This window comes from Pseudomonas sp. Z3-8 (assembly GCF_051131975.1).
Lineage (GTDB): Bacteria > Pseudomonadota > Gammaproteobacteria > Pseudomonadales > Pseudomonadaceae > Aquipseudomonas.
In genome coordinates this window covers 2,123,346-2,150,096 of sequence record NZ_CP071643.1, presented here as the reverse complement: position 1 = coordinate 2,150,096, position 26,751 = coordinate 2,123,346, and the positions used below count along the sequence as shown (strand labels likewise).

The following is a 26,751-nucleotide window of genomic DNA, read 5'->3' as shown; positions in this document are numbered from 1 at the left end:
TTAACCGAAGAAACGCTGGCCGTTCTTGGCCATTTCACGCAGCTTCGCGGTCGGGTGGTACAGCGCGCCCAGATCAGCGTACTGGTCAGCCAGGGCAACGAACTCGGCGACACCGATCGAATCGATGTAGCGCAGCGCACCGCCACGGAATGGAGGGAAACCGATACCGTAGACCAGACCCATGTCGGCTTCGGCGGCGGTTTCGACAATGCCGTCTTCCAGGCAACGCACGGTTTCCAGGCACAGCGGGATCATCATCCAGTTGATGATGTCCTCGTCGGTGACTTCGCGTTGCTCGTAGACGATCGGCTTGAGCACTTCCAGCACCGACGAATCGGCGACTTTCTTCTGCTTGCCGCGTTTGTCGGTCTCGTAGGCGTAGAAGCCCTTGCCGTTCTTCTGGCCAAGGCGCTTGGCTTCGTAGAGCACGTCGACAGCCGAACGGCGATCGTCTTTCATACGATCCGGGAAGCCTTCGGCCATGACATCGCGACCGTGGTGGCCGGTGTCGATGCCAACCACGTCCATCAGGTATGCCGGGCCCATCGGCCAGCCGAATTTTTCCATGATCTTGTCGATGCGCACGAAGTCCACGCCGGCGCTGACCAGCTTGGCGAAACCGCCGAAATACGGGAACAGCACGCGGTTGACCAGAAAGCCCGGGCAGTCGTTGACCACGATCGGGTTCTTGCCCATTTTTTTCGCGTAGGCCACGGTGGTGGCGATCGCCTGCTCACTGGACTTCTCGCCACGGATGACTTCCACCAACGGCATCATGTGCACCGGGTTGAAGAAGTGCATGCCGACGAAGTTTTCCGGACGCTTGAGGGCCTTGGCCAGCAGCGAGATGGAAATGGTCGAGGTGTTGGAGGCAAGGATCGTATCTTCCTTGACCTTGTCTTCGACTTCAGCCAGTACCGCCTGCTTGACCTTCGGATTCTCGACAACGGCTTCGACCACCAGGTCGACATGGCCGAAATCGCCATAGGACAGCGTCGGGCGAATGCCGTTGAGCACTTCGGCCATCTTCGCGGCGGTCATGCGACCTTTGTCGACACGGCCGACCAGCAGCTTGGCAGCTTCGGCCAGGCCTTGTTCGATGCCATGTTCGTTGATGTCTTTCATCAGGATCGGCGTGCCCTTGGACGCCGACTGGTAGGCGATACCACCGCCCATGATGCCAGCACCCAACACAGCCGCCTGCTTCACGTCGCGAGCGATTTCGTCGTAGGCCTTGGCCTTTTTCTTCAGCTCCTGATCGTTGAGGAACAGGCCGATCAGGCTTTGCGCAGCCGAGGTCTTGGCCAGCTTGACGAAACCGGCGGCCTCGATTTCCAGGGCCTTGTCGCGACCGAAATTCGCGGCTTTCTGGATGGTCTTGATGGCTTCGACCGGCGCCGGGTAGTTCGGGCCAGCCTGACCGGCGACGAAGCCCTTGGCGGTTTCGAAGGCCATCATTTGTTCGATGGCGTTGAGCTTGAGCTTTTCCAGCTTCGGCTGGCGCTTGGCCTTGTAGTCGAACTCGCCGCTGATGGCGCGCTTGATCGTCTCAAGGGCCGCTTCCTGGAGCTTGCCAGGTTCGACCACGGCATCCACGGCGCCGACTTTCAGCGCGTCTTCGGCACGGTTTTCCTTGCCAGCGGCAATCCACTCGATGGCATTGTCGGCACCGATCAGGCGCGGCAGGCGCACGGTACCGCCGAAGCCCGGGTAGATGCCCAGCTTGACTTCCGGCAGGCCGATCTTGGCGGAGGTGGACATGACACGGTAATCGGCCGCCAGGCACATTTCCAGGCCGCCACCCAGGGCGATGCCGTTGATGGCCGCAACCGTTGGCACGCCAAGGTCTTCGAAATCGCTGAAGATACGGTTCGCTTCGAGGTTGCCTGCGATCAGTTCGGCATCGGGCAGCTTGAAGTTGTCGACGAATTCGGTGATGTCGGCGCCGACGATGAACACGTCCTTGCCGCTGCTGACGATCACACCCTTGATCGAAGCATCCGCCTTGATAGTGTCCACGGCCTGACGCAGTTCGTTCAGGGTTAGACGGTTGAACTTGTTGACGGACTCACCCTTGAGATCGAACTTCAGTTCGACAATGCCACTTTCAAGAGCCTTAACCGTGATGGCTTTACCTTCGTAAATCATCAACTGATCTCCACGATATGGAAGCTGAACAGTACACGTTGAACGCTGACCGCTGGTTCGGCATGGACATTACCGTCGATGCTACGCCAATCCGCCAGGCACACCCGCCAACGCGATCGTCGGGTTCTGTAGGAACGTTCTGAAATACAAACGCTCAATTCATACGCCCGTTTGATTTGGGTACGTCACCTTCACGGAATTTCCGACAATTGTCAATCGCCCTAAACAAGCGCTTGAACGCGACTTTACGGTCATTTCCGTACCCTGCGGATCCGCAACACGACGCCGCATGGGCAGCCATTCATAGAATCAATAATTAGAAAAGTCGCCCTAATTCCGAGCGCGCCGTATTCAACCGGCTAAGCTGGTGGCAAGAAGTTTGGGTTAAATGAAGAAAGGACGTTCGAATGAACGCCCCGAGGAGATGGTTTACCGGCCTGCCTGGCCAACCCGCCCGATGAATCTGTCGGGCTTTTTTATGCGTCAAGCCAATGCGTTGAGCACTGCGGATATATCCTGCAAAACACTCGCCTCGCCCTTTTCGCCCCAGTACAAGGTGATCATCTGCTTGTCGGCTTCGATTTTGTAAACGTTGGCGGGCAGCTTGTGGAAATGCGCCAGCAGCGACTCGTCCAGACAGGGCTCGCGCCACTGATTGACCCACACGCCAGGGGCGCTCTGCCAGTAGCTCCAGAGGGCCGGCTGCTTGCCACGTCGGGGCCGGTGGTACTGAGCGCAAGGGTTGGGCGGCGGCTGACTGAGCCAGTGGGGCCACTCCTGGGAAGCCAGTTGCATGGCCAGGCCGAGGCGTCGCGCCTCCATGCGCAGGGCCATGCGACCGCTCTGAACACGCGATGGCCGCAACCATGCCAAGGGGCTCAATACCACCAGCAGGATTGACACCACTATCCAGACCGTCATATCTGTACTCCCGAATTCTGATGAGCCCGTTGACCCGCATCGCCGTCAATGCGCTTGAAACCAGCCATACTTACCGTATCGCCATTCTCTGGAGTGCTTTTCATGTACTACGAACACGTCCTGGTCGCCGTCGACCTTACTGAAGAATGCGATCCTGTCGTCAAGCGAGCCCTCGCTCTCTGCGAAGGCCGGGACAACAAACTGTCGCTGGTGCATATCGTCGAGCCGATGGCCATGGCCTTCGGCGGCGACGTCCCAATGGACCTTTCCCAGTTGCAGCAGCAGCAATTTGACCAGGCCAAGGAACGCCTTGATCGACTGATCGTGAAATACCCGGCATTAAAAAAGGAAAACAGCCACCTGACCTACGGCCAGCCGCGCCAGGAGATTCATCACCTGGCCAAGGAGCAGGGCTGCGACCTGATCGTTGTAGGCAGCCATGGCCGCCACGGCCTGGCGCTGCTGCTGGGCTCCACTGCCAACGACGTATTGCATGGCGCGCCATGCGACGTGCTGGCGGTGCACCTGGTCAAGCGCTCGTAAACGGCAAACCGGAGGGAGCGAGCCTGCTCGCGAAAGCGCCATGACAGCCGACGTTCAAGTCGCCTGATACACCGCTTTCGCGAGCAGGCTCGCTCCCACAAGGGCAAGCGTTTCGAACAAAAATCCCGGTACTCATCGCTGAGTGCCGGGATTTTTTACGTCAACGGATCAGGCGTCCAGCTCAGCCCAGCGCTCGACCAGCGCATCCAGCTCGGCCTGCAACTGCTCCAGGTGGGCAATCACCTTGGCGGTTTCGGCCGCGGGTCGCTGGTAGAAACCGGCGTCAGCCATCTCGGCCTCCACCGCTGCAATCTGCTGCTCCTTCGCCTCGATATCGCCAGGCAATGCCTCCAGCTCACGCTGCAGTTTGTAGCTGAGCTTCTTTTTCGCAGGGGCAGGCGCGGCAGTGGCGGCAACCGGAGCCGGCTCAGCCTTGACGACCGCCGAATTCAGGTCGGCCTTGCCGGATTTGCTCTCGGTCACCCCCAGGAGACGTGGCGAGCCTCCCTGGCGCAGCCAGTCCTGGTAACCTCCGACGTACTCGCGAACCAGCCCTTCGCCTTCGAAAACCAGGGTGCTGGTAACCACGTTGTCGAGGAAGGCCCGGTCGTGGCTGACCATCAGCACGGTGCCGTTAAAGGTCAGCAACACCTCTTCCAGCAGTTCGAGGGTTTCCACGTCCAGGTCGTTGGTCGGCTCGTCGAGCACCAGCAGGTTCGCCGGCTTGCTGAACAGCTTGGCCAGCAACAGACGAGCGCGCTCGCCACCCGACAACGCCTTCACCGGGGTACGGGCGCGCTGCGGGCTGAACAGGAAATCGCCGAGGTAACTCAACACGTGGCGGCTCTGGCCGTCGATATCGATGAAGTCGCGACCTTCGGCCACGTTGTCGATCACGGTTTTTTCCAGATCCAACTGGTGGCGCAACTGGTCGAAATAGGCGACATCGATTTTTGTCCCCTCTTCCACCTTGCCGCTGGTCGGCACCAGACCGCCAAGCATCAGCTTGAGCAAGGTCGTCTTGCCGGTACCGTTGGCGCCCAGCAGGCCGATCCGATCGCCGCGCTGCAGAACCATGGAGAAGTCCTTGACCAGGAACGGGCCACCCGGGTGGGCGAAGCTGACGTTCTCCAGCACCATGACCTGCTTGCCCGACTTGTCGGCGGTTTCCAGCTGGATATTCGCCTTGCCGGTGCGCTCGCGTCGCTCGCTACGCTCAACGCGCAAGGCCTTGAGGGCGCGTACGCGACCTTCGTTACGGGTACGTCGGGCCTTGATGCCCTGGCGGATCCAGACTTCTTCCTGGGCCAGGCGCTTGTCGAACAGCGCGTTGGCGGTTTCTTCCGCCGCTAGCACTGCTTCCTTGTGAACCAGGAAACTGGCGTAGTCGCCGTTCCAGTCGATCAAGCCGCCGCGATCCAGTTCGAGGATGCGGGTCGCCAGGTTCTGCAGGAAAGAACGGTCGTGAGTGATGAACAGCACCGCGCCCTGGAAATCCTTGAGGGCCTCTTCAAGCCAGGCGATGGCGCCGATGTCGAGGTGGTTGGTCGGCTCGTCGAGCAGCAGCAGGTCGGGTTCGGACACCAGGGCCTGGGCCAGCAGGACGCGGCGACGCCAGCCACCGGACAGCTCGGCCAGGGTCTTGTCGGCCGGCAGTTGCAAGCGGCTCAGCGTGCTGTCGACCAATTGCTGCAGGCGCCAACCGTCACGGGCTTCGAGGTCGTGCTGGACATGCATCAGCTTGTCCAGGTCGGCATCGGTGACGATGTTCTGGCTCAGGTGATGATATTCGGCCAACAGCGCGCCGACACCGTCCAGGCCTTCGGCGACCACATCGAATACCGTCCGCTCGTCGGCTACCGGCAGTTCCTGGGGCAATTCGCCGATCTTCAGGCCTGGCGCGCGCCAGACCGAGCCGTCGTCGGGCTTCTGGTCGCCCTTGACCAGCTTCATCATGCTGGACTTGCCAGTGCCGTTGCGGCCGATGATGCACACCCGCTCTCCACGGGCGATCTGCCAGGACACCTTGTCCAACAACGGCATCGCGCCGAAAGCAAGGGACACATCGCTGAATTTGAGCAGGGTCATGAGCTTCTCCAAAAACCGGGCGCGCATTCTACCTGAGAAGAGGCCTCAAAGGTCCGCCAATTTCGCCTCCGAAGCACTCTGCACAACAATTGTTGCGAACTTGCGCGAACGGCCCTGCAAAGCTTTCGCCGGTTGCTGGCAAAAGGCTAAGCTACAGACAGTTACCCCGGGCTTCCCCCCGGGCTTGTCTTGTTTTTTCTGCCCGGACGTATCATGCGCAGTCGCCTTTTCAGTGTCTTATCTTGTTTGTTTGTGTGTGCCACTGCCGTTCAGACCGCCCAGGCGGTGGATATTTCCACCCAGCGCCAGTATTACGATGAGGCCAAGCGCGCCCTGGCCAAAGGTGATTCCGGCCCCTATTTGCGCTACAGCCAGGCCCTGCGCGATTATCCGCTGGAGCCCTACCTCGCCTACGATGAATTGACCGCTCGCCTGAAAAGCGCGAGCAATGCCGAGATCGAGAAATTCCTCGCCGAACATGGCGACCTGCCCCAGGCCAACTGGATGAAGCTGCGCTGGTTGCGTTGGCTGGCCGAGCGTGGCGACTGGGCGACCTTCGTCAAGTATTACGACCCCAAGCTCAACTTCACGGAACTCGATTGCCTCAATGCTCAATATCAACTGAGCCATGGCCTCAAGGCCGAAGGCTACGCCAACGCCGAGAAACTCTGGCTTACCGGCAAATCCCAGCCGGCGGCCTGCGATGCGCTGTTCGGCATGTGGGCGGCCCAAGGCCAACTGACTGAACAGAAACGCTGGGAGCGCGCCAAGCTCGCCGCCCAGGCGCGTAACTATCCGCTGGCCAACAGCCTGGTGAGCGGCCTGACCACCCTGGCGCCTCGCGGCAGTCTGTTGATCGACGTGGCGCAGAAGCCCGAACTGCTCAACCAGCCTTCGCGCTTCGCGCCCGCCGATGAACCGATGTCCGATGTCGTGAGCCTCGGCTTGCGCCGCCTGGCACGCCAGGACCCGGAAAAAGCCATGGCGTTGCTGGACGGGTATGCCAGCACCATGCATTTCTCTCGAGACGAGAAAGTGGCAATCGCCCGGGAAATCGGTCTGACCCTGGCCAAACGCTTCGACAGCCGCGCCCTCGACGTGATGACCAAATACGACCCGGAGCTGCGCGATGACACTGTCTCGGAATGGCGTTTGCGCCTGCTGCTGCGCCTGGCCCGCTGGGAAGATGCCTATCAGTTGACCCGCCGCCTACCCGAGTCGCTCGCCACCACCAACCGCTGGCGTTACTGGCAGGCCCGCAGCCTGGAACTGGCGCAACCGCAGAATCCGCAAGCGGTGACGCTCTACAAGCAACTGGCCCGGGAGCGTGACTTCTACGGCTTCCTGGCGGCCGACCGGTCCCAGTCACCCTATTCGCTCAACAACAAACCGCTGGTGATGAGCCAGGCGCTGATCAACAAGGTGCGCAACACCCCGGGCGTGCGCCGCGCGCTGGAATTTCATGCGCGCGGACAGATCGTCGATGGCCGCCGCGAGTGGTATCACGTCAGCCGTCATTTCAGCCGGGACGAAATGGTTGCCCAGGCGAAACTGGCCTATGACCTGAAATGGTACTTCCCAGCCATCCGCACCATCAGCCAGGCCAAATACTGGGACGACCTGGATATCCGCTTCCCGATGGCCCACCGCGACACCCTGGTGCGCGAAGCGAAGATCCGTGGCCTGCATCCAAGCTGGGCGTTCGCCATCACCCGCCAGGAAAGCGCATTCATGGACGATGCCCGCTCCAGCGTCGGTGCCAGCGGCCTGATGCAATTGATGCCAGGCACCGCCAAGGAAACTGCCCGCAAGTTCAACATTCCCCTGGCATCGCCCCAGCAAGTGTTCAACCCGGACAAGAACATCCAGCTCGGCGCGGCTTACCTGAGCCAGGTGCACAGCCAATTCAACGGCAACCGGGTCCTCGCCTCCGCCGCGTATAACGCCGGCCCCGGCCGTGTGCGTCAATGGCTGCGTGGCGCTGACCACCTGAGCTTCGACGTCTGGGTCGAAAGCATCCCTTTCGACGAAACCCGCCAATACGTACAGAACGTGCTGTCATACTCGGTGATCTACGGCCAGAAACTCAACTCGCCACAGCCGTTGGTGGACTGGCACGAGCGCTATTTTGACGACCAGTAATCACCAAAAATCCTGATAGAGAACCTGTGGGAGCGAGCCTGCTCGCGAAAGCGGTGTGACAGTCAACATCAATGTTGCTGGCTTATCGCCTTCGCGAGCTGGCTCGCTCTCACATCGGTTTCCCACACTGGATTTCGGCTCGTTGCTATCTTTCAGACGAGTCATGCTGACTGAACTGCAACGCCGCCAACCGCGCATACAGCGCATTGCTGGCTACCAGCTCCTGGTGAGTGCCTACGGCAACTACCTGGCCCTGATCCATCACCGCGATCCGATCGGCGTTTTTTACCGTGGCCAAACGGTGGGCGATGACCAGGGTGGTGCGGTTTTTCATCAGGCTGGGCAGGGCTTGCTGGATCAGGTGCTCGCTTTGCGCGTCCAGGGCACTGGTGGCCTCGTCCAGCAGCAGGATCGGCGCATCCACCAGCAACGCCCGGGCGATGGCCAGGCGTTGGCGCTGGCCACCAGACAAACCCAGGCCGCCATCACCCAGATGGGTCTGGTAGCCATCCGGCATTTTCTCGATGAAGTCATGGGCGTGAGCGATCCGCGCCGCTTCGCGCACCTGTTCGTCGGTGGCTTGCGGATTGCCGTAGCGAATATTTTCTTCCACCGTGCCGAAAAACAGTGCTGGGCTCTGTGAGACCAGGGCGAAGTGACGACGCAGGTCCAACGGGTCAAGCAAGGTCAGCGGCACACCATCGAGCAATATCTGCCCCTGCACTGGATCGTAGAACCGCAGCAGGAGGTCGTACACGGTGGATTTGCCCGCCCCGGACGGACCGACCAGCGCGACGGTTTCGCCAGCGTTGACGCTCAGGTTCAGGCCATCGAGCGCGTAGCTTTCCGGCCGCGACGGGTAGGAAAACCGTACACCTTCAAGGCGCAGGTCGCCCCTGACCCGCTGCGGCAACGTGACAAGGCCCGTCGCCGGCGGCTGGATGATGTTCTGCGAACGCAGCAACTCGGCAATTCGCTCAGCGGCGCCAGCCGCCCGCTGCAGCTCGCCGATCACTTCGCTGAGCGTACCGAAAGCGCTCCCGACAATCAGGCTGTAGAACACGAATGCCGCCAGCTCACCGCCGGAAATGCGCCCGGCGATCACGTCCATGCCACCGACCCAGAGCATTACGCCCACCGCACCCAGTACCAGAACGATCACCAGGGTAATCAACCAGGCGCGCTGGGCGATGCGCTTGCGGGCAGTGTCGAAGGCCTGCTCCACGGTAGCAGCGAAACGATGCTCGTCCTGGACCTGGTGGTTATAGGCCTGCACCGTCTTGATCTGGCCGAGGGTTTCGGAAACGTAACTGCCGACATCGGCGATGCGGTCCTGGCTTTCGCGGGACAGGCTGCGCACTCGCCGGCCAAAGACCAGGATCGGCGCCAGCACCAGCGGCAACGCAACCACGACGATGCTGGTGAGCTTGGGATTGGTGACGAACAGCAGCACGATGCCTCCGACCACCATCAGCGCGTTGCGCAGAAACAGTGACAACGACGAACCGATCACCGATTGCAGCAGCGTGGTGTCGGCGGTCAGGCGTGACTGGATTTCCGAACTGCGGTTGTTTTCGTAGAACCCGGGATGCAGATACACCAGGTGGTTGAAAACCTGTCGGCGGATATCGGCCACCACCCGCTCGCCAATCCACGACACCAGGTAGAAACGGGCAAACGTACCGACCGCCAACCCCGCCACCAGGACCATGAACAACCCGATCGATTGATTGAGCAGATGTGGCGAGCGCGTCATGAAACCCTGATCCACCAGCAACCGGATACCCTGCCCCATGGACAAGGTAATGCCGGCGGTGACGATCAGGGCCAGCAAAGCGCCAACGACCTGCTTGCGGTAAGGAGCGATGAAGCCGCTGGCCAGGCGTATGGCACGGCGTTGTCGGGAAGAAAGCATCGAGGGCATCCGATAATGCAACGGGAAAAGGAGTCGGTCACGAGCACCGAAACGCAGCGGAACCAATTTGAATCAGGATGAGTCAGGTTAGATATGACCGCCAAGATCAGGCTCTAGATGTTATCGGTCTAAAGTCTGGCTGGAAATGCGTCGGCGTTTCTGGTTGAGTGGAGCTGTCGCCGTGAACCTTCAAGGAGTGTCATGGCTCGGTCACCTGGCGACATTACTATAGGCACGCAACCTGATGAGGAGACAGGCCATGTCCTTGCAACACAGCAGCGAAGACAAGATTCAAGTGATCCGCACGCAACCGGACCAGTCCCTGGGCTGCTCGTTCATCGATGCCCAAGGGCGCGAAGTACCGATCACCGAAGACATGATCCAGAAAGCCTGCAGCGAACTGGAAAAACGACTGGTCAAACCTGCCGAACAAAAGTGATACAGCCCGTCTTCAACTGAACCCGACCTTGATGTCGGGTTTTTTATGCCTTTGATTTGCCGGCTTACGGGGTGAAGGAGCTTGCTCCCGCTGGACAGTTGCAGTCGGCGACTGCTTCGCAGCCGAGCGGGAGCAAGCTCCCTCGCCACAAGGCGCTCTACGCTCAAGCAATGGCGGCGCCCAGGGCTGCCACGATATTTTCCAACGTCGGCGATTGCCCTTCGATACGCACCTTCAAGCTGTCGATTTCCCGGCGTGGCGGATAGTGCTTGCGCAAGGCATCAAAGGCGCTACGTTGCTCGCTGTCGGTGCCGATCAGGCTGCGGCGAAAGTCTGCATCGTCACGGCGCGGGTCGTACACGCTCCGGCACAACGCCGCCAGGGCCCAGGCCGGGTCGGTGGCGGCATCCAGCGTGAGGCCGGCGAGCCACGGCCGTGGCAACAGCTCGGCCAGGCTGACTTCCACCGGCCGCTGCAAGAATCCGCACAAGGCTTCATAAATCTGCGCCGTGCCACGCTGGCGACCGTCAAGGCTATAGCCGGCGATGTGCGGAGTGGCGATCACACAGAGGTCGGCCAGATCGACGTCGACTGTCGGCTCATGCTCCCAGACGTCCAGCACTGCTTGCAGATCCTCACGCTCCAGCAGCACTTCACGCAGCGCCGTGTTGTCGATGACCGGGCCGCGCGCGGCGTTGATCAACCAGGTCCCCGGCTTGAGGTTGTTCAATCGTTGCTCGTCGAAAAGGTGCCATGTCGGTTGCTCGCCATCGCGGGTCAGGGGCGTGTGCAGGCTGATCACATCGCACTGCTCGATAATCTGCTCCAGGCTCAGGTAATCGCCGCCTTCGGCAGCCTGACGCGGCGGATCACAGACTTTAACGACCCAGCCCAGGTCTTTGAGTACCTTGATCAATCGCCCGCCCACCTGCCCCGCGCCGACGACGCCAAAGGTGCGCTGCGCAAGATCTGCGCCTTCGATTTCCGCCAGGGTCATGAGACTGCCCAGCACATAGTCCACCACACCACGGGCGTTACAACCCGGGGCGCTGGCCCAGCGGATGCCGACTTCGGCGAAATATTCCAGGTCCAGGTGATCGGTGCCGATGGTGCAGGTGCCGACAAAACGCACCTTGCTGCCTTCCAGCAACGCCCGATTGACCTGGCTGACCGAACGCACCAACAGCACGTCAGCCTGCTCGACCAGCGCCCGGTCGATGCCCCGCCCCGGCACTCGGCGGATTTCACCAAAACCTTGAAAAAACGCATCGAGCAGGGGAATGTTTTCGTCGGCAACGATCAGCATGGCAAAGCTCCATTGGCGGGGTGGGCAGTGTAGGCGTTCCGGTTGCTTCGCGCATTACCAGGAGCGAGCAATACCATTGTGGCGAGGGAGCTTGCTCCCGCTGGCCTGCGAAGCGGGCCCAAAATGCCAGCGACTGCTGCGCAGCCGAACGGGAGCAAGCTCCCTCGCCACGAAAGCTGCCGTACTGCCCGATTACAAATCCCCAACACAGTTTTTTTCCTGACCGATGCGTCAAGGCATAGAATTCGCCGCCTTGCGCTTAATATTTTGGGATGCCTGCCCTGTGAATCCTGTGATCGCCCCCCCCATCACTCTCTCCCGCCCGGCCCGGGTGCGCCTGGAGCTCAAGATGTTGCTGGCCCTGGCCCTGCCGATCATGGTGGCGCAATTGGCGACCACTGCCATGGGCTTTGTCGACGCGGTGATGGCCGGCCGGGTCGGGCCGCGGGATCTCGCGGCGGTGGCGCTGGGCAACTCGATCTGGGTTCCGGTATTCCTGTTGATGACCGGCACGCTGTTGGCTACCACGCCGAAGGTGGCCCAGCGTTTCGGTGCCGGTACGTTTGAACAGATCGGTCCATTGGTGCGTCAGGCATTGTGGCTGGCGCTGATGGTGGGCCTGGTCGCGACCGTGACGCTGCTCAATGCCGAACCGGTCCTGCAAGCCCTGAAAGTCGACCCCGAGCTCACCGCCCTGTGCATGGACTACCTGCGAGGCATCGCCATGGGACTCCCCGCCGCGGCGCTATGCCATGTGCTGCGCTGTTTCAGCGATGGCCTGGGTCGAACGCGCCCCTCGATGGTACTGGGGCTTTGCGGGCTGGCGCTGAACATCCCGCTAAACTACATCTTCGTCTACGGGCACCTGGGCGTCCCTCCCATGGGGGGCGCCGGGTGCGGCTGGGCCACGGCCGTCGTGATGTGGTTCATGGCCTTCGGCATGGCCGGCTGGGCACGCTGGGCGCCAGCGTATCAATCGAGCCGGTTGTTCAGCCGTTTTGACTGGCCGCAATGGACCGTCATCAAGCGTTTGCTGCGTATCGGCCTGCCGATCGGTATCGCTATATTTGCCGAAACGAGTATTTTCGCCGTGATCGCCCTGCTGATCGGCAGCCTCGGCGCTACCGTGGTGGCCGGGCACCAGATCGCCCTGAACTACAGCTCCCTGGTTTTCATGATCCCTTATTCCCTGGGCATGGCCGTGACGGTGCGGGTCGGCCAAGCCCTGGGGCGCCGCCAGCCTCGCCAAGCGCGCTTTGCCGCCGGGGTCGGCGTCGGCACGGCCATGGTGATCGCCTGCCTGTCGGCGAGCCTGACATTCTGGTGGCGCGAACCCATTGCGGCGATCTACACCACCAACCCACGTGTGATCGAAGTGGCATCGATGCTGATCGTATACGCCGCGTTGTACCAATTTTCCGAGGCCGTCCAGGTCACGGCTGCGGGCGCGTTGCGTGGTTACCAGGACACCCGCGCGACGATGTTGCTGACGTTGCTGGCCTACTGGGGGATCGGCTTGCCAGTGGGTTATGCGCTGGGCCTGACCGACTTGCTCGGTGCGGCCAGCGGCCCGAGCGGTTTGTGGCAAGGTCTGATCGTCGGCCTGAGCTGCGCAGCATTGATGCTGTCGATCCGCCTGGCGTTCAGCGCGCACCGGCGGATCCGTATCAGTCATTCGACGGGTTAGACGGGTTTCTTGCGGATCCAGTAGCGATAAGTGCCATCCACTTCGTCCTGGCTCACCAGTTCGTGATCGAGAAACACGCAGAACTTGGGGATATCACGACGCGTCGACGGGTCGGTGGCAATTACTTTCAGCAGTCCGCCGGGGGCCAGGTCACGGATATGCTGATGCAGCATCATCACCGGCTCCGGGCAGTTGAGGCCGGTGGCGTCCAGCGTGCCGTCGACCGGCGTTTCGTTCATTTCACTCATGTTCTACTCCTGAAACTGGCCGGCATTGTCGCGCAATGCCGGCGTTCTTAACAGATCTACATCAACCCTGTGGCGAGGGAGCTTGCTCCCGCTCGACTGCGAAGCAGTCGTCGCTTTTAGGAGCCCAGCAGGACATTGGGGTTGCTTCGCAATCCAGCGGGAGCAAGCTCCCTCGCCACAAAAGCTCGCTTCTTACTTTCAGCGAGACTTCGGCTTCTTGCTATCCAGCCGCCGCAGATGGCACGTCACTTCCTCACGGTCGTGATACAGCTGCTTGCAGCCAATCTCGACCTTGATACCCCGGGCCTTGAAACCCTCGGCGATGCGTTCGAGCAGACGCTTCACCTCGGCGTAACGCTGCTTCATCGGCAATTTCAAGTTGACCACCGCTTCACGGCAATGCCCCTCGCCAATCCACTCTTCCAACATCGCCGCATTGCGCGCGGGTTTTTCGACGATGTCACAGACCATCCAGTCCACCGGCTGCTTGGGCTTGAACGTGAAGCCGTCCGCCATCAAGTGCTGCACCAGGCCCGTGTCCATCAGGCTTTCAGCCATCGGACCGTTGTCGATGGCCGTCACCAGCATGCCCCGGTTGACCAATTGCCAGGTCCAGCCACCCGGCGCGGCGCCGAGGTCCACGCCGGTCATGTCGCTGTGCAGCCGCTCGTCCCATTGGTCACGAGGAATGAAATGGTGCCAGGCTTCTTCGAGCTTGAGGGTCGAGCGGCTCGGCGCTTCCCGAGGGAATTTAAGCCGCGGAATACCCATCGGCCACATTGCCGAATTGTCAGCTTCCGCCAGGCCAAGGAACACTTCGCGACCACTCTTGAACGTCAGCAGCAGGCGCGGCTTGTGCGCATCGTCCACCAGCTTGCCGGCGCCACTCAAGGCCTTGCGCAACGGACCTTCGAATTTCTTGCAGAAGTTCGACAGCTCCTTGCCGTCGTTGGTATCGACCACTTCCAGCCACAGGCTGCCGCACGTCGGGAAAGCCGCCAGATGGGCGAGGATGACGCTGATGCGGTCGGTCTCCGGCAACTCGATGAACGAGCCGCGCGCCCACTGGCGCGGGAAAATCAGCTCGGCAAAGCGCTGTCCACGCATCAGCCGCTCGGCGCCGTCTTCTTCAGTGCAGACGAATTCGGCGCACGCGCTGGCCGGCTTGGCCTTGGCGTAGCCGGCCACGTTCAGCCGCGCGGCATGTTCGGCGATCTCGGAACAGACCTCGCCTTCGAAGCCCGGTCGGCAGTGCATAAAAAGCGTGTTCATTGAAACTCCGTAGCAAAGCCTGTCACGAAAACCGCCGCATGATAGCGGAGTTCGGAACCGCGAACCTGTCCATAGAGTCCAGTGATTAGTCATACGCTCAAAACAGGGCTAGGTTAAAGGCTCTGTCCGTTCCGTCAGTCCGTAGCCGTGCGGACTCAAAGGAGTGATTTCAATGCCGTCCCTCGATAGCCTGAAAACCCTTAAAACATTGCAAGTCGACGCCAGGACTTATCACTATTTCAGCTTGCCGGACGCCGCGCGAAGCCTCGGTGATCTGGATAAACTACCGATGTCCCTCAAGGTGCTGCTGGAAAACCTGCTGCGCTGGGAAGATGAAAAAACCGTCACCGGCGCCGATCTCAAGGCCCTGGCCGGTTGGCTCAAGGAGCGCCGCTCCGACCGCGAAATCCAGTATCGCCCGGCACGGGTGCTGATGCAGGACTTTACTGGCGTGCCCGCCGTGGTCGACCTGGCCGCCATGCGCGCCGCCGTGGAAAAGGCCGGAGGCGATCCCCAGCGAATCAACCCGTTGTCACCGGTCGACCTGGTGATCGACCACTCGGTAATGGTGGACAAGTTCGCCAGCCGCCAGGCCTTCGAGCAGAACGTCGACATCGAAATGCAGCGCAACGGCGAACGTTATGCCTTCCTGCGCTGGGGCCAGAGTGCCTTCGACAACTTCAGCGTGGTGCCACCGGGCACCGGCATCTGCCACCAGGTGAACCTGGAATACCTCGGTCGCACGGTCTGGACCAAAGAGCAAGACGGCCGCACCTACGCCTTCCCGGACACGCTGGTCGGCACCGACTCTCACACCACCATGATCAACGGCCTCGGCGTGCTCGGCTGGGGCGTCGGCGGGATCGAGGCGGAAGCGGCGATGCTCGGCCAACCGGTATCGATGCTGATCCCCGAGGTTGTCGGCTTCAAGCTCACCGGCAAGCTGCGCGAAGGTATCACCGCGACCGACCTGGTACTGACCGTCACGCAGATGCTGCGCAAGAAGGGTGTGGTGGGCAAATTCGTCGAGTTTTATGGCGACGGTCTCGCCGACCTGCCCCTGGCCGACCGCGCCACCATCGCCAACATGGCCCCGGAATACGGCGCCACGTGCGGTTTCTTCCCGGTGGACGACGTAACGCTGGACTACTTGCGCCTGTCCGGGCGCCCCGCGGAAACCGTGAAACTGGTGGAGGCCTATTGCAAGGCTCAGGGCCTGTGGCGCCTGCCTGGCCAGGAACCGGTGTTCACCGACACGCTGGAACTGGACATGGGCAGCGTCGAAGCCAGTCTCGCTGGCCCCAAGCGTCCCCAGGACCGGGTCTCGCTGCCGAATGTCGGCCAAGCCTTCAGTGATTTCCTCGGCCTGCAGATCAAACCCACCAGCAAGGACGAGGGCCGCCTGGAAAGCGAAGGCGGCGGGGGCGTTGCGGTAGGCAATGCCGATCAGGTAGGGGAAGCCGAGTACGAATTCGATGGCCAGACCCATCGCCTGAAAAACGGCGCGGTGGTGATTGCCGCCATCACCTCTTGCACCAACACCTCCAACCCCAGCGTGATGATGGCCGCCGGGCTGTTGGCAAAAAAAGCCGTGAAAAAAGGCCTGACTCGCAAACCCTGGGTCAAGAGCTCCCTGGCGCCTGGCTCCAAGGTGGTGACCGACTACTACAACGCCGCAGGGCTGACCGAGTACCTCGACAAACTCGGCTTCGACCTGGTGGGCTACGGCTGCACGACCTGTATCGGCAACTCCGGCCCTCTGCCCGACCCCATCGAAAAAGCCATCCAGAAAGCCGACCTGACCGTGGCTTCGGTGCTGTCGGGTAACCGCAACTTCGAGGGCCGGGTGCATCCGCTGGTGAAAACCAACTGGCTGGCCTCGCCGCCATTGGTGGTCGCCTACGCCTTGGCCGGCACCGTGCGCATCGATGTCAGCAGCGAACCGCTGGGCAACGATCGAGACGGCAATCCGGTGTACCTGCGCGATATCTGGCCAAGCAGCAAGGAAGTAGCCGACGCCGTGGCCCAGGTCGACACCAGCATGTTCCACAAGGAATACGCCGCCGTGTTCGCCGGTGACGAACAGTGGCAAGCCATCGAAGTGCCGCAGGCGGCTACTTATGTCTGGCAGGACGACTCGACCTACATCCAGCATCCGCCATTCTTCGACGACATCGGCGGGCCTCCTCCGGCGGTCAAGAACGTCGAGGGCGCACGCGTCCTCGCGCTGCTTGGGGACTCGGTGACCACCGACCATATTTCGCCAGCTGGCAATATCAAGGCAGACAGCCCTGCCGGCCGTTACCTGCGCGAACAAGGCGTGGAGCCGCGGGACTTCAACTCCTACGGTTCGCGACGGGGCAATCACCAGGTGATGATGCGCGGCACCTTCGCCAACATCCGTATCCGCAACGAGATGCTCGGCGGCGAAGAAGGCGGCAATACGATCTATATCCCCAACGGCGAAAGAATGTCGATCTACGATGCGGCCATGTTGTACCAGGCCACCGGCACGCCCCTGGTGGTCATTGCCGGGCAGGAATATGGCACCGGTTCGAGCCGGGACTGGGCGGCCAAGGGTACCAACCTGCTGGGCGTAAAGGCCGTGATTGCCGAAAGCTTCGAACGCATCCACCGCTCCAACCTGGTGGGCATGGGCGTGCTGCCGCTGCAATTCAAGCTCGATCAGAATCGCAAGAGCCTGAACCTCACTGGCAGGGAGACCCTTGATATCCTCGGGCTGAGCGATACCGAGCTGACGCCGCGCATGAACCTGCCCGTGGTCATCACCCGCGAGGATGGCAGCCAGGAGCGGATTGAAGTGTTGTGCCGGATCGACACCTTGAACGAAGTGGAATACTTCAAGGCTGGCGGGATCCTGCATTTTGTCCTAAGGCAAATGTTGGGAGCGTGAAAGATTCCTGACGAAATCCGGAAGGCAGCCAAGTTTTAAAGCTGCCTTCCTTGGAATCCGACCGACGGAATCCGTCGCCCCAACTGCCGCTATGACTTCACCGAACAGGCCAGATTACCTTTGGCACAACTTTCGCTCGCTCAGTCGCGGGTTGAAAACTTCCGGGTAACTGAAGTCCAATTCAATTGCGGGTTTCCACCGATGCCGGCTCAGAGGCGTTCCCAAAAATATCCAAGGCGCGAACCTCAAATAGGTGAACGCCAGATAAAGGACCGTATTGCCGGTAAGTACCGCGCTGAGTATTGAGGAGCACCTTGTCGAGGTAGACGGCATAACCCCACATGCAGACGTCGTCTGTTGATTCCTCCCACGTCAGGACGGCCAATGCAGGCGTTGAAAAAGTTACACGAAAGTTGCGCGGCACACTGGGCGGAGTGACGTCTTCAGGACCACCAATGATTTTGCCAACTAATGCTGGCTCGGAGGTATTACCAAAAGCATCCACGGCCACGACTTCAAATAAATGGAAACCGGGTACCAGATCGACGGCGGTGTACTGACCAAGCGTTGTACTGTCGACATATTCATGATTGTTGTAGATGACATATCCATACATACCGATATCGTCCGTTGATTCATCCCAGGCCAGCGTAGCTGAATCGGGGGTTGAAGAAATAATCCGTAACATGCCCGGAACGCTCGGCGGTGCAGTGTCCGTCTGCTCAAAGGTAAGAGTAGTGGGCTCGGAGAATTGTCCATTTAACCAATTTAGAGTAATCAGCGTGATTGAATACTCAGTCCCCGGAACTAAATTTTCCAGTTGCTTTTGATAGTGAGGCTCCAGAACCGGATCCAGATATTCGTCATCAACTTTGATGACCACACCCAGAGCCCCGGTTCCTGCATGCTCGAATGACCAGTTGATTTCAACTGAAGTTGACGACGTGTGAACGATATCTATGTCGATCGGCGGCGTTGGGCGGGGCTTGGACGCCACCCCAGTGGTCTGGAACCAAACCTCACTTGGAACGGAGATGTTTCCAGCCTCATCCTCCGCACGCACGGTGGCGAGGTACCAGACACCGCGTTTCAGTTGGGTGAATGTTGTTGTCGTGAGCGATACGTTCTTAGTTACCAGATTGCAGCGTATCTTGTAACCAGTTACACCTTTATTATCGCTCGACGGTGCCCACGCCAGCGTCGCCGAAGTGTCCGTTATATTACTCAACACTGGGATCCCGGGCTGATTCGGGGGAAGAATGTCGTCGACCACTGCTTCCAAATTACTCGCTTCGGAATAATTATCACCCAGCTTGGCACGAACCGAAAACTCTAAATGCAACGGGACGGGGCCTGAGGTTACGTCCGCCAGTTTGAACTTGAAACTCAAACGACCCGGACCTGTACTAAAGGCGTGGCCGTTTATGGTCCCCTCATGCGACGGAAAATTCCAGTAGTATGGAGCCCACGCCAGCCTGCCGACTCCGTTACGTTGGCTGAATTTCAGTATAGGTGGACGCAACAACGTCTTAAATTCCAAAGAGGCGAACCTGGAAGCACGCTTTGTTCCAGTCTTGATAACCGCCCCTATTCGAACGTGGTAGACAGCAAGATCCTTGAGACAAGAAATTGTGTAAGTCAGCTGTTTGGTCTCTGCTCTGAGGACGCCATTGAGATAAATCAGGTAAAAAATTTCGCCGCTGTGGCTCTCTGATGCCCCCCAACTGAGTTCTGCACTATTGTGTGTCACTCCACTAGCCTTGAACGCCCTCGGCTTGGTAGGAGGCACTCTATCGTGGGTCACCACAAGAATGGACTGCGGGGTCCCTGGTGGATTGCCGTCACCTCTGTATGGCGTGACTTGATAAACGTATTCAACCTCTGGTGTCAGGCCCCTATCAATGTATTCACATAACGTAGTATTGACCGTTTCCCGACCTGGGCAGCTAACTTCGTAGCCAAGCAGATCCGAGGAATCGACAGGAGGATCCCACGTTAACCATGCCTCGCAATAAGTTTTCCCTGGGTTATGAAGGTTACGAGGTTGTGTCGGGTCTGCAACCAATGTCGCAATGGTTTCCTGAATCTTCGGTACGTCTCTCCCACGTTCAGCGCTGTGGCGTGGAAGAAAGGGACCCGCTTCGTCGGTGCTGTTCATATTTAATCTCCGCTGAGCTTGGAGTTTCCATTGCGCAAAAGCGTCCATTGCCGTCCCAGCTGACATTGCCGGAAATCCAGGCGATGCTTGACTGGCAACACCGCGCCGGCATGGTTCTCTCTTGGCTGAAGTAAGCATGCTTTTCTCGTGCATCGAAACTGTCAGAGTTGACAGTTGTGGATGCTGCCGACGAAGCTCCATATGGCAAGACTGTGATATCAAGCGCGCCAGGCATGGCCTCCGAACATTTGGGCGAGAAATCGCCCCCTACGAAAATTCCGTTACTTCAAAGTCGATGTTTTTGTACTCATCTGCTTATAAACTCGCGCCCCTGATAGCCTCTCACTGCAGAATTTTCCCTCAAGGACGTTTATGCCCGCCCTACCCTGGCCGTACCTGGCCCTTCTCTCGATCGGTTATGGTCTGGCCCTCGCGTACGGCCATCTGGCCTGGACTGCCATCATCTCGGTCGCGCTGCTGCTGTTCGCCGGGTACGCGGTTCGCCAGCGGCAGACGCCGGTCGGGCAGTTTCTCGGGCATTGCTTGTTCATCGTCCTGGCGGTCGCGTTGGCATTGCATTGGATGCCGGGTTTCTTCAACGGCCGGGCGATCGCGGCGCAACGTTTGAGCGATGACGCCGTGCGATTTGCGATGTATCTGAACCAGGACAAGCCCCTGATCGGTTTCTGGCTGTTGCTGGCGTGCCCCTGGATCGTTGGCCGCCGCTCGTTTCGTGGCGCTGTCTACGGCACGGCGCTGGGGCTTGCGCTAAGCGCGATAATGGCCTTGGGCGGGGCCATGTTGCTGGGCATGATCCATTGGGCACCGAAATGGCCGCACCAGGCCTGGATCTGGGTGCTCAACAATCTTTTATTGGTGACCTTGGTCGAGGAAGCACTGTTTCGTGGCTACATCCAGGGCGGCCTGAGCCGACGCTTCGAACATCTGCGCCATGGCGACAACCTCGCATTGCTGCTGGCCTCGCTGCTGTTCGGCCTGGTACATGCCGGTGCCGGCTGGCAGTGGGTATTGCTGTCGGGGCTGGCCGGGATCGGTTACGGCCTGGCTTATCGGTTTGGCGGCCTGGGCGCGGCGATAGCCACACATTTCGGCCTCAACCTGCTGCATTTCGCCCTGTTTACTTACCCGATGCTGGCGTGACGCCGCCGGGCAGAATTTTTTCAACAAAAAGCTGACGGTGCCGACAACCTTTCAAAGCCTTGCGGACTACACCACCATGCGTAACAATCAACCTATTACACAACGCGAAAGGACCTTCCCGGCCCAGCAGAGATTGATTTCCACCACCAATACCAAGGGTGTGATCACCTACTGCAACGACGCGTTCGTTGAAATCAGTGGGTTCTCGAAGGAAGAGCTGATCCATGCGCCGCACAACCTGGTACGCCATCCCGACGTTCCGTCGGCCGTGTTTGCCCACATGTGGGACACGCTGAAACAAGGCTTGCCATGGATGGGCATCGTCAAGAACCGCTGCCAGAACGGTGACCATTACTGGGTCAACGCCTACGTCACGCCTGTATTCGAAGGCAATCAGGTGGTCGGCTATGAATCGGTACGGGTCAAACCCAGCGCCGAGCAGATCTCCCGGGCCGAAGCGCTCTATCAACGCATCAACCAGGGCAAGGCCGCGGTACCCGGCAGCGACAAATGGCTGCCGATCCTGCAGGACTGGCTGCCATTCATCCTGGTCAGCCAGTTGAGCTTCGTCGTCGGCGCGTTCCTCAATTCTTCCTGGGGTTTTGCCCTGGCTGCGCTGCTGTCGGTGCCGTTGGGGTTGATGGGCCTGCAATGGCAGCAACGCGGGATCAAGCGCCTGCTGCGCCTGGCCGAACAGACCACTTCCGACCCGTTGATCGCGCGGATGTATACCGACAGCCGCGGTGTCCAGGCACGCCTGGAGATGTCGATCCTCAGCCAGGAAGCACGTCTCAAAACCTGCCTGACCCGCCTGCAGGACACCGCCGAACACCTCAACGCGCAAGCGCGGCAATCCAATTCCCTGGCCCACGACAGTTCCACTGGCCTGGAGCGTCAGCGGGTGGAAACCGAACAGGTGGCCACCGCCGTCAATCAGATGGCCGCGACCACCCAGGAAGTCGCCAGCCACGTGCAGCGCACCGCAGATGCCACCCAGGAGGCCAATCGCCTGACCAGTCGCGGTCGTGACATTGCCGGAGAAACCCGCGAAGCCATCGAGCGCCTGTCGGTGGTAGTGGGCGAGACCGGGCAGACCGTGACCCAGCTGGCCAAGGACAGCGACGAAATCGGTGGTGTGGTCGACGTGATCAAGGGCATCGCCGACCAGACCAACCTGCTGGCGCTCAACGCCGCCATCGAAGCGGCCCGCGCCGGTGAAATGGGCCGCGGCTTTGCCGTGGTGGCCGACGAAGTGCGCCAACTGGCCCAGCGTACCAGCGAATCCACCGGGCAGATCCATGCCCTGATCGCCAAGCTCCAACAGACCGCCAACAACGCCGTACAGACCATGGACGCTGGCCATCGCCAGGCCGAAGAAGGTGTGGCGCGGGTCATGGAAGCGGACCAGGCCCTGGTCGGGATCAGCGAAGCCGTGGCCCACATCACCGACATGACCACGCAGATCGCGGCTGCCACCGAGGAGCAGAGCTCGGTGGCCGAGGAGATCAGCCGCAACATCAGCAACATCTCGGAACTGGCCGACCAGACCTCGGGACAGGCCCACAGCTCGGCGCTGCTCAGCGAAGAACTGACTCGAACGGCCAATACCCAGTATTCGTTGGTGGAGCGGTTCAACCGCTGATTTCAGTGGCAAACTGAAAACCCGGACAGCGAAAGCTTCCGGGTTTTTTGTCGTCTGGCAGGCCGCTATCGCGAGCAAGCTCGCTCCCACAGGGGTTCACCGTGGTTCATTCAACCGGGTTCCAATGTGGGAGCGAGCTTGCTCGCGATGAGGCCGGGACAGGCTGCCGAGAACCTACCGGAGAAACTCGGCTACCTTGCGCGCCGCCGCCTCCAGATGCTGCTCGTGACTGAATCCCGAAGCCTTCAGCGGCTTCAAGTCATGATCCCCGGCCGCCAACCACAGCACTTCGATGCCAGGTGACAAGGCATAACCTTCGACCGCCTCACGATTACCCAGCGCATCCCGCTCGCCCTGGACAATCAGCGCCCGGGTGTTCAACGCCGCCAAATGTTCGACCCGCGGTTTCTCCGGTTTGCCCACGGCATAGAAGGGATACCCGAGGCACACCAGCGCATCGGCACCCAGCTCATCGGCCACAAGGCTTGCCATGCGCCCGCCCATGGATTTGCCGCCAATCGCCAGTCGCCCAGCGACATAGGGTCGCACCGTGGCGTACACCTCACGCCAGCATTCCAGCAGCTTAGGCGCCGGGTTGGGTGGACGTTTGCCCCCGTCCACGCGCCGTTGGGCCATGTAGGGAAACTCGAAGCGCAGCACATTGACGCCTTGTGCGGCAAGGCGCGCGGCCATTTCGTTCATGAAGCCGCTGTCCATCGGCGCACCCGCACCATGGGCCAAAATCAGCGTCGGCGATTCGGCACCCGCGCCTGGTTTCGCGGCTGTCCACAACCAGCCGCGCTCGGTCACGCATCGCGCCCATTGATCCCCGTCAATACTGGCCTTGTGCTGTTTGTTCATGCTTGCCTCGCTTTTAGTCTGCCTATAACTCCAGGCGAAGAACGCCGCACCTGCCCTGCGCGGGTGCGCACTTCGGCTGAACCGTGGATGGGGAACCATGAACACTTCAATCAGTACCGCCTACAACTACAAGGTGGTCCGCCAATTCGCCATTATGACGGTGGTGTGGGGCATCGTCGGCATGGGCCTCGGGGTTTTTCTCGCGGCCCAATTGGTCTGGCCACAGCTCAATTTCGATTTGCCCTGGACCAGTTTCGGCCGCTTGCGCCCGCTGCACACCAACGCGGTGATTTTCGCCTTCGGCGGCTGCGCCCTGTTCGCCAGTTCGTTCTACTCGGTGCAACGCACCTGCCAGACCCAGCTGTTTGCGCCGAAACTCGCCGCGTTCTGCTTCTGGGGCTGGCAGCTGGTGATCCTGCTGGCGGCCATCAGCCTGCCACTGGGCTACACCAGTTCCAAGGAATATGCCGAGCTCGAGTGGCCAATCGACATCCTCATCACCATTGTCTGGGTCGCCTACGCCATCGTGTTCTTTGGCACCGTGGCCAAACGCAACACCAAACACATCTACGTCGGCAACTGGTTTTTCGGCGGGTTCATCCTGACCGTGGCGCTCCTGCACATCGTCAACAACCTGGAACTGCCGGTGAGCCTCACCAAATCCTACTCGGTGTATGCCGGCGCCACGGACGCGATGGTGCAGTGGTGGTACGGGCACAACGCCGTGGGCTTTTTCCTCACCGCCGGTTTCCTCGGGATGATGTATTACTTCGTGCCGAAACAGGCCGAGCGCCCGGTGTATTCCTATCGCCTGTCCATCGTGCACTTCTGGGCGCTGATCACCCTGTACATCTGGGCCGGCCCGCACCATCTGCACTACACCGCGCTGCCGGACTGGGCACAGTCGCTGGGCATGGTGATGTCACTGATCCTGCTCGCGCCCAGCTGGGGCGGCATGATCAATGGCATGATGACCCTCTCGGGGGCCTGGCATAAATTGCGCAGCGACCCGATCCTGCGCTTCCTGGTGGTATCCCTCGCGTTCTACGGCATGTCGACCTTCGAAGGCCCGATGATGGCGATCAAGACCGTCAACGCCCTCTCCCACTACACCGACTGGACCATCGGCCACGTACACGCCGGTGCGCTCGGCTGGGTCGCGATGATCTCCATCGGTGCGCTGTACCACATGATCCCGAAAGTCTTTGGCCGCGCGCAGATGCACAGCATCGGCCTGATCAATGCGCACTTCTGGCTCGCCACCATCGGCACCGTGCTGTACATCGCCTCGATGTGGGTCAACGGCATCGCCCAGGGCCTGATGTGGCGTGCGGTGAACGAGGACGGCACGCTCACCTACTCCTTCGTCGAAACCCTGGTGGCCAGCCACCCCGGCTTCATCGTGCGGCTGGCGGGCGGGGCGATCTTCCTCGCCGGCATGCTGCTGATGGCCTACAACACCTGGCGCACCGTGCGGGCCTACCAGCCTGCCGAAGCCGCCGCTGCCGCGCAGATGGCTTGAGGAGTCCGCCATGAAACACGAAACAATCGAAAAAAACGTCGGCCTGCTGATGCTGCTGATGGTCCTGGCCGTGAGTGTCGGCGGCCTGACCCAGATCGTGCCGCTGTTCTTCCAGGACGTGACCAACAAACCGGTGGACGGCATGAAGCCCTACACCGCCCTGCAGCTCGAAGGCCGCGATATCTATATCCGCGAAGGCTGCGTCGGCTGCCACTCGCAGATGATCCGTCCGTTCCGCGCCGAAACCGAACGTTACGGGCACTACTCCGTCGCCGGCGAAAGCGTCTGGGACCACCCCTTCCTGTGGGGTTCCAAGCGCACCGGACCGGACCTAGCCCGGGTCGGCGCGCGTTACTCCGATGACTGGCATCGCGCCCACCTGTACAACCCGCGCAACGTCGTCCCCGAGTCGAAAATGCCGGCCTACCCATGGCTGGTGACCCAGGCGGTCGACAGCAGCCACACCGAAGGCAAGCTGCGCGCCATGCGCACCCTCGGCGTGCCGTACAGCGACGACGACATTGCAGGCGCGACAGCCTCGCTCAAGGGCAAGACCGAGATGGACGCACTGGTGGCCTACCTGCAAGTGCTCGGCACTGCCATCAAGAGCAAGAGGTAAGCGCGATGTTCCTTGAAATGAGCACTGGAATGATCCGCGGCCTGGGCACGGTCGTGGTGTTCGTGGCCTTCATCGGCCTGACCCTGTGGGTATTCAGCAGCAAGCGCGGCCCGGAATTCGCCCAGGCGCGCCTGCTGCCGTTCGCCGACGAGCCGCCCGCTGACGCTACCCCCCAAGACCCCGCACCAAGGAGTACCCGGTCATGAGCACTTTCTGGAGTACGTGGATCTGCGTACTGACCCTCGGCAGCCTCATCGGCCTGACCTGGCTGCTGATCGGCACCCGCAAGGGCGAGACCAAGGGCAGCGTCGACCAGACCATGGGGCACAGCTTCGACGGCATCGAGGAGTACGACAACCCCTTGCCACAATGGTGGTTCCTGCTGTTTGCCGGCACCCTGGTGTTCTCCGTCGGCTACCTGATCCTGTATCCCGGCCTGGGCAACTGGAAAGGTATCCTGCCCGGCTACGAGAATGGCTGGACCGGCGCCCACGAATGGGAAAGGGAAATGGCCAGGGCCGACGCCAGGTTCGGGCCGATCTTCGCCAAATTCGCCGCAATGCCGGTGGAGGATGTCGCCAAGGACCCGCAAGCGTTGAAGATGGGGGGCCGCCTGTTCGCCTCCAACTGCTCGGTCTGCCATGGCTCGGATGCCAAGGGCGCCTTCGGCTTTCCGAACCTGGCCGACAGCAACTGGCGCTGGGGCGGTAATGCCGAGACCATCAAGGCAACCATCATGGGCGGTCGCATGGCGGCGATGCCGGCCTGGGGGGAAGTACTCGGGGACGCCGGGGTCAGGAACGTCGCCGCCTATGTGCGCCACGACCTGGCTGGCCTGCCTCTACCGGCCGACAGCGGTGCCGACCTGCAAGCCGGCCAGCAAGCCTTCAACACCACTTGCGTGGCTTGCCACGGCGCCAACGGCCAGGGCACCGAAGCCATGGGCGCGCCGAACCTGACGCAACCGGCCGGTTTCATCTACGGCACCAGCCTGGCCCAGTTGCAGCAGACCATCCGCCATGGCCGCCAGGGCCATATGCCAGCGCAGAATGAATTGCTCGGCAATGACAAGGTGCAACTGCTCGCCGCCTACGTCTACAGCCTTTCCCACGGCGCCGGTACCGAGCGCCTGCAAGCTGAACGCGAAGGCGAATAAATCCTGTCC

At 60.7% G+C, this 26,751-nt stretch carries 20 protein-coding genes; 11 read left to right on the top strand and 9 right to left on the bottom strand.

Going from position 1 to position 26,751, the window contains the following annotated elements:
- On the bottom strand, window positions 1-2,148 hold the full coding sequence (fadB, locus tag J3P94_RS09970) for a fatty acid oxidation complex subunit alpha FadB (RefSeq protein WP_434573018.1): 2,148 nt from the start codon (window positions 2,146-2,148) through the stop codon (window positions 1-3).
- A gap of 483 nt (window positions 2,149-2,631) precedes the next feature.
- On the bottom strand, window positions 2,632-3,069 hold the full coding sequence (locus J3P94_RS09965; RefSeq protein WP_305499990.1) for a hypothetical protein: 438 nt from the start codon (window positions 3,067-3,069) through the stop codon (window positions 2,632-2,634).
- A gap of 102 nt (window positions 3,070-3,171) precedes the next feature.
- Between J3P94_RS09965 and J3P94_RS09960 the strand changes: the two genes are divergently transcribed.
- The gene (locus tag J3P94_RS09960; RefSeq protein WP_305499988.1) at window positions 3,172-3,612 is read left to right on the top strand and encodes a universal stress protein; all 441 of its coding nucleotides are present in this window, start codon (window positions 3,172-3,174) and stop codon (window positions 3,610-3,612) included.
- Window positions 3,613-3,780: 168 nt separating this feature from the next.
- Here J3P94_RS09960 and J3P94_RS09955 read toward each other — a convergent pair whose 3' ends face one another.
- The gene (locus tag J3P94_RS09955; protein ID WP_305499986.1) at window positions 3,781-5,700 is read right to left on the bottom strand and encodes an ATP-binding cassette domain-containing protein; all 1,920 of its coding nucleotides are present in this window, start codon (window positions 5,698-5,700) and stop codon (window positions 3,781-3,783) included.
- A gap of 213 nt (window positions 5,701-5,913) precedes the next feature.
- On the opposite strand from J3P94_RS09955, the gene J3P94_RS09950 reads away from it, so the two are divergent.
- A complete protein-coding gene (locus J3P94_RS09950; protein ID WP_434573016.1) occupies window positions 5,914-7,842 on the top strand; it encodes a transglycosylase SLT domain-containing protein in 1,929 nt (642 codons plus the stop codon).
- A gap of 145 nt (window positions 7,843-7,987) precedes the next feature.
- On the opposite strand, the gene J3P94_RS09945 is transcribed toward J3P94_RS09950, so the two are convergent.
- The gene (locus tag J3P94_RS09945) at window positions 7,988-9,766 is read right to left on the bottom strand and encodes an ABC transporter transmembrane domain-containing protein (RefSeq protein ID WP_434573014.1); all 1,779 of its coding nucleotides are present in this window, start codon (window positions 9,764-9,766) and stop codon (window positions 7,988-7,990) included.
- Window positions 9,767-10,016: 250 nt separating this feature from the next.
- Here J3P94_RS09945 and J3P94_RS09940 point away from each other — a divergent pair, with 250 nt between their 5' ends.
- Complete coding sequence (locus tag J3P94_RS09940; RefSeq protein WP_123341965.1) at window positions 10,017-10,196, top strand: PA1571 family protein; 180 nt, start codon at window positions 10,017-10,019, stop codon at window positions 10,194-10,196.
- A gap of 163 nt (window positions 10,197-10,359) precedes the next feature.
- Here the strand turns inward: J3P94_RS09940 and pdxB are convergent, their stop codons facing one another.
- A complete protein-coding gene (gene pdxB / locus J3P94_RS09935; RefSeq protein ID WP_434573012.1) occupies window positions 10,360-11,502 on the bottom strand; it encodes a 4-phosphoerythronate dehydrogenase PdxB in 1,143 nt (380 codons plus the stop codon).
- Window positions 11,503-11,851: 349 nt separating this feature from the next.
- Between pdxB and J3P94_RS09930 the strand changes: the two genes are divergently transcribed.
- Window positions 11,852-13,189: an MATE family efflux transporter gene (locus J3P94_RS09930; protein ID WP_434574149.1), complete on the top strand. Its 1,338-nt coding sequence runs from the start codon at window positions 11,852-11,854 to the stop codon at window positions 13,187-13,189.
- Here the strand turns inward: J3P94_RS09930 and tusA are convergent.
- Together tusA and rlmM are read right to left on the bottom strand one after the other, a co-directional pair.
- Window positions 13,186-13,437, bottom strand: coding sequence for a sulfurtransferase TusA (gene tusA / locus J3P94_RS09925; RefSeq protein WP_434573010.1), 252 nt, complete (start codon window positions 13,435-13,437; stop codon window positions 13,186-13,188). The two genes, J3P94_RS09930 and tusA, sit on opposite strands and share 4 nt — an antisense overlap.
- A gap of 198 nt (window positions 13,438-13,635) precedes the next feature.
- Window positions 13,636-14,709, bottom strand: a complete 1,074-nt coding sequence (rlmM, locus tag J3P94_RS09920; protein WP_434573009.1) for a 23S rRNA (cytidine(2498)-2'-O)-methyltransferase RlmM — start codon at window positions 14,707-14,709, stop codon at window positions 13,636-13,638.
- 172 nt (window positions 14,710-14,881) lie between these two features.
- On the opposite strand from rlmM, the gene acnA reads away from it, so the two are divergent.
- Window positions 14,882-17,623: an aconitate hydratase AcnA gene (acnA, locus tag J3P94_RS09915; protein WP_434573007.1), complete on the top strand. Its 2,742-nt coding sequence runs from the start codon at window positions 14,882-14,884 to the stop codon at window positions 17,621-17,623.
- A 181-nt stretch (window positions 17,624-17,804) separates the two neighbouring features.
- Here the strand turns inward: acnA and J3P94_RS09910 are convergent, their stop codons facing one another.
- Window positions 17,805-19,781, bottom strand: coding sequence for a fibronectin type III domain-containing protein (locus J3P94_RS09910; protein WP_434573005.1), 1,977 nt, complete (start codon window positions 19,779-19,781; stop codon window positions 17,805-17,807).
- Between the two features lie 372 nt (window positions 19,782-20,153).
- On the opposite strand from J3P94_RS09910, the gene J3P94_RS09905 reads away from it, so the two are divergent.
- Both J3P94_RS09905 and J3P94_RS09900 read left to right on the top strand, forming a co-directional pair.
- The gene (locus J3P94_RS09905) at window positions 20,154-20,942 is read left to right on the top strand and encodes a lysostaphin resistance A-like protein (RefSeq protein ID WP_434573004.1); all 789 of its coding nucleotides are present in this window, start codon (window positions 20,154-20,156) and stop codon (window positions 20,940-20,942) included.
- Between the two features lie 76 nt (window positions 20,943-21,018).
- Window positions 21,019-22,584, top strand: coding sequence for a methyl-accepting chemotaxis protein (locus J3P94_RS09900; protein ID WP_434573002.1), 1,566 nt, complete (start codon window positions 21,019-21,021; stop codon window positions 22,582-22,584).
- A gap of 174 nt (window positions 22,585-22,758) precedes the next feature.
- Here the strand turns inward: J3P94_RS09900 and J3P94_RS09895 are convergent, their stop codons facing one another.
- Window positions 22,759-23,445: an alpha/beta family hydrolase gene (locus J3P94_RS09895; protein WP_434573000.1), complete on the bottom strand. Its 687-nt coding sequence runs from the start codon at window positions 23,443-23,445 to the stop codon at window positions 22,759-22,761.
- 97 nt (window positions 23,446-23,542) lie between these two features.
- On the opposite strand from J3P94_RS09895, the gene ccoN reads away from it, so the two are divergent.
- From ccoN to ccoP, 4 genes are read left to right on the top strand one after another with little or no spacing between them, the layout of a single operon-like run.
- Entirely contained in the window at window positions 23,543-24,967 is a 1,425-nt protein-coding gene (gene ccoN / locus J3P94_RS09890; RefSeq protein WP_305499963.1) for a cytochrome-c oxidase, cbb3-type subunit I, read from the top strand.
- Window positions 24,968-24,977: 10 nt separating this feature from the next.
- Window positions 24,978-25,586: a cytochrome-c oxidase, cbb3-type subunit II gene (ccoO, locus tag J3P94_RS09885; protein WP_434572998.1), complete on the top strand. Its 609-nt coding sequence runs from the start codon at window positions 24,978-24,980 to the stop codon at window positions 25,584-25,586.
- A 5-nt stretch (window positions 25,587-25,591) separates the two neighbouring features.
- Window positions 25,592-25,792 (top strand): cbb3-type cytochrome oxidase subunit 3, encoded by a 201-nt coding sequence (locus J3P94_RS09880; RefSeq protein ID WP_305499961.1) that lies wholly within the window; start codon window positions 25,592-25,594, stop codon window positions 25,790-25,792.
- Window positions 25,789-26,742 (top strand): cytochrome-c oxidase, cbb3-type subunit III, encoded by a 954-nt coding sequence (ccoP, locus tag J3P94_RS09875; protein WP_434572996.1) that lies wholly within the window; start codon window positions 25,789-25,791, stop codon window positions 26,740-26,742. Before J3P94_RS09880 ends, ccoP begins: the two co-directional genes overlap by 4 nt.
- The last annotated feature ends 9 nt before the right edge of the window (window positions 26,743-26,751 follow it).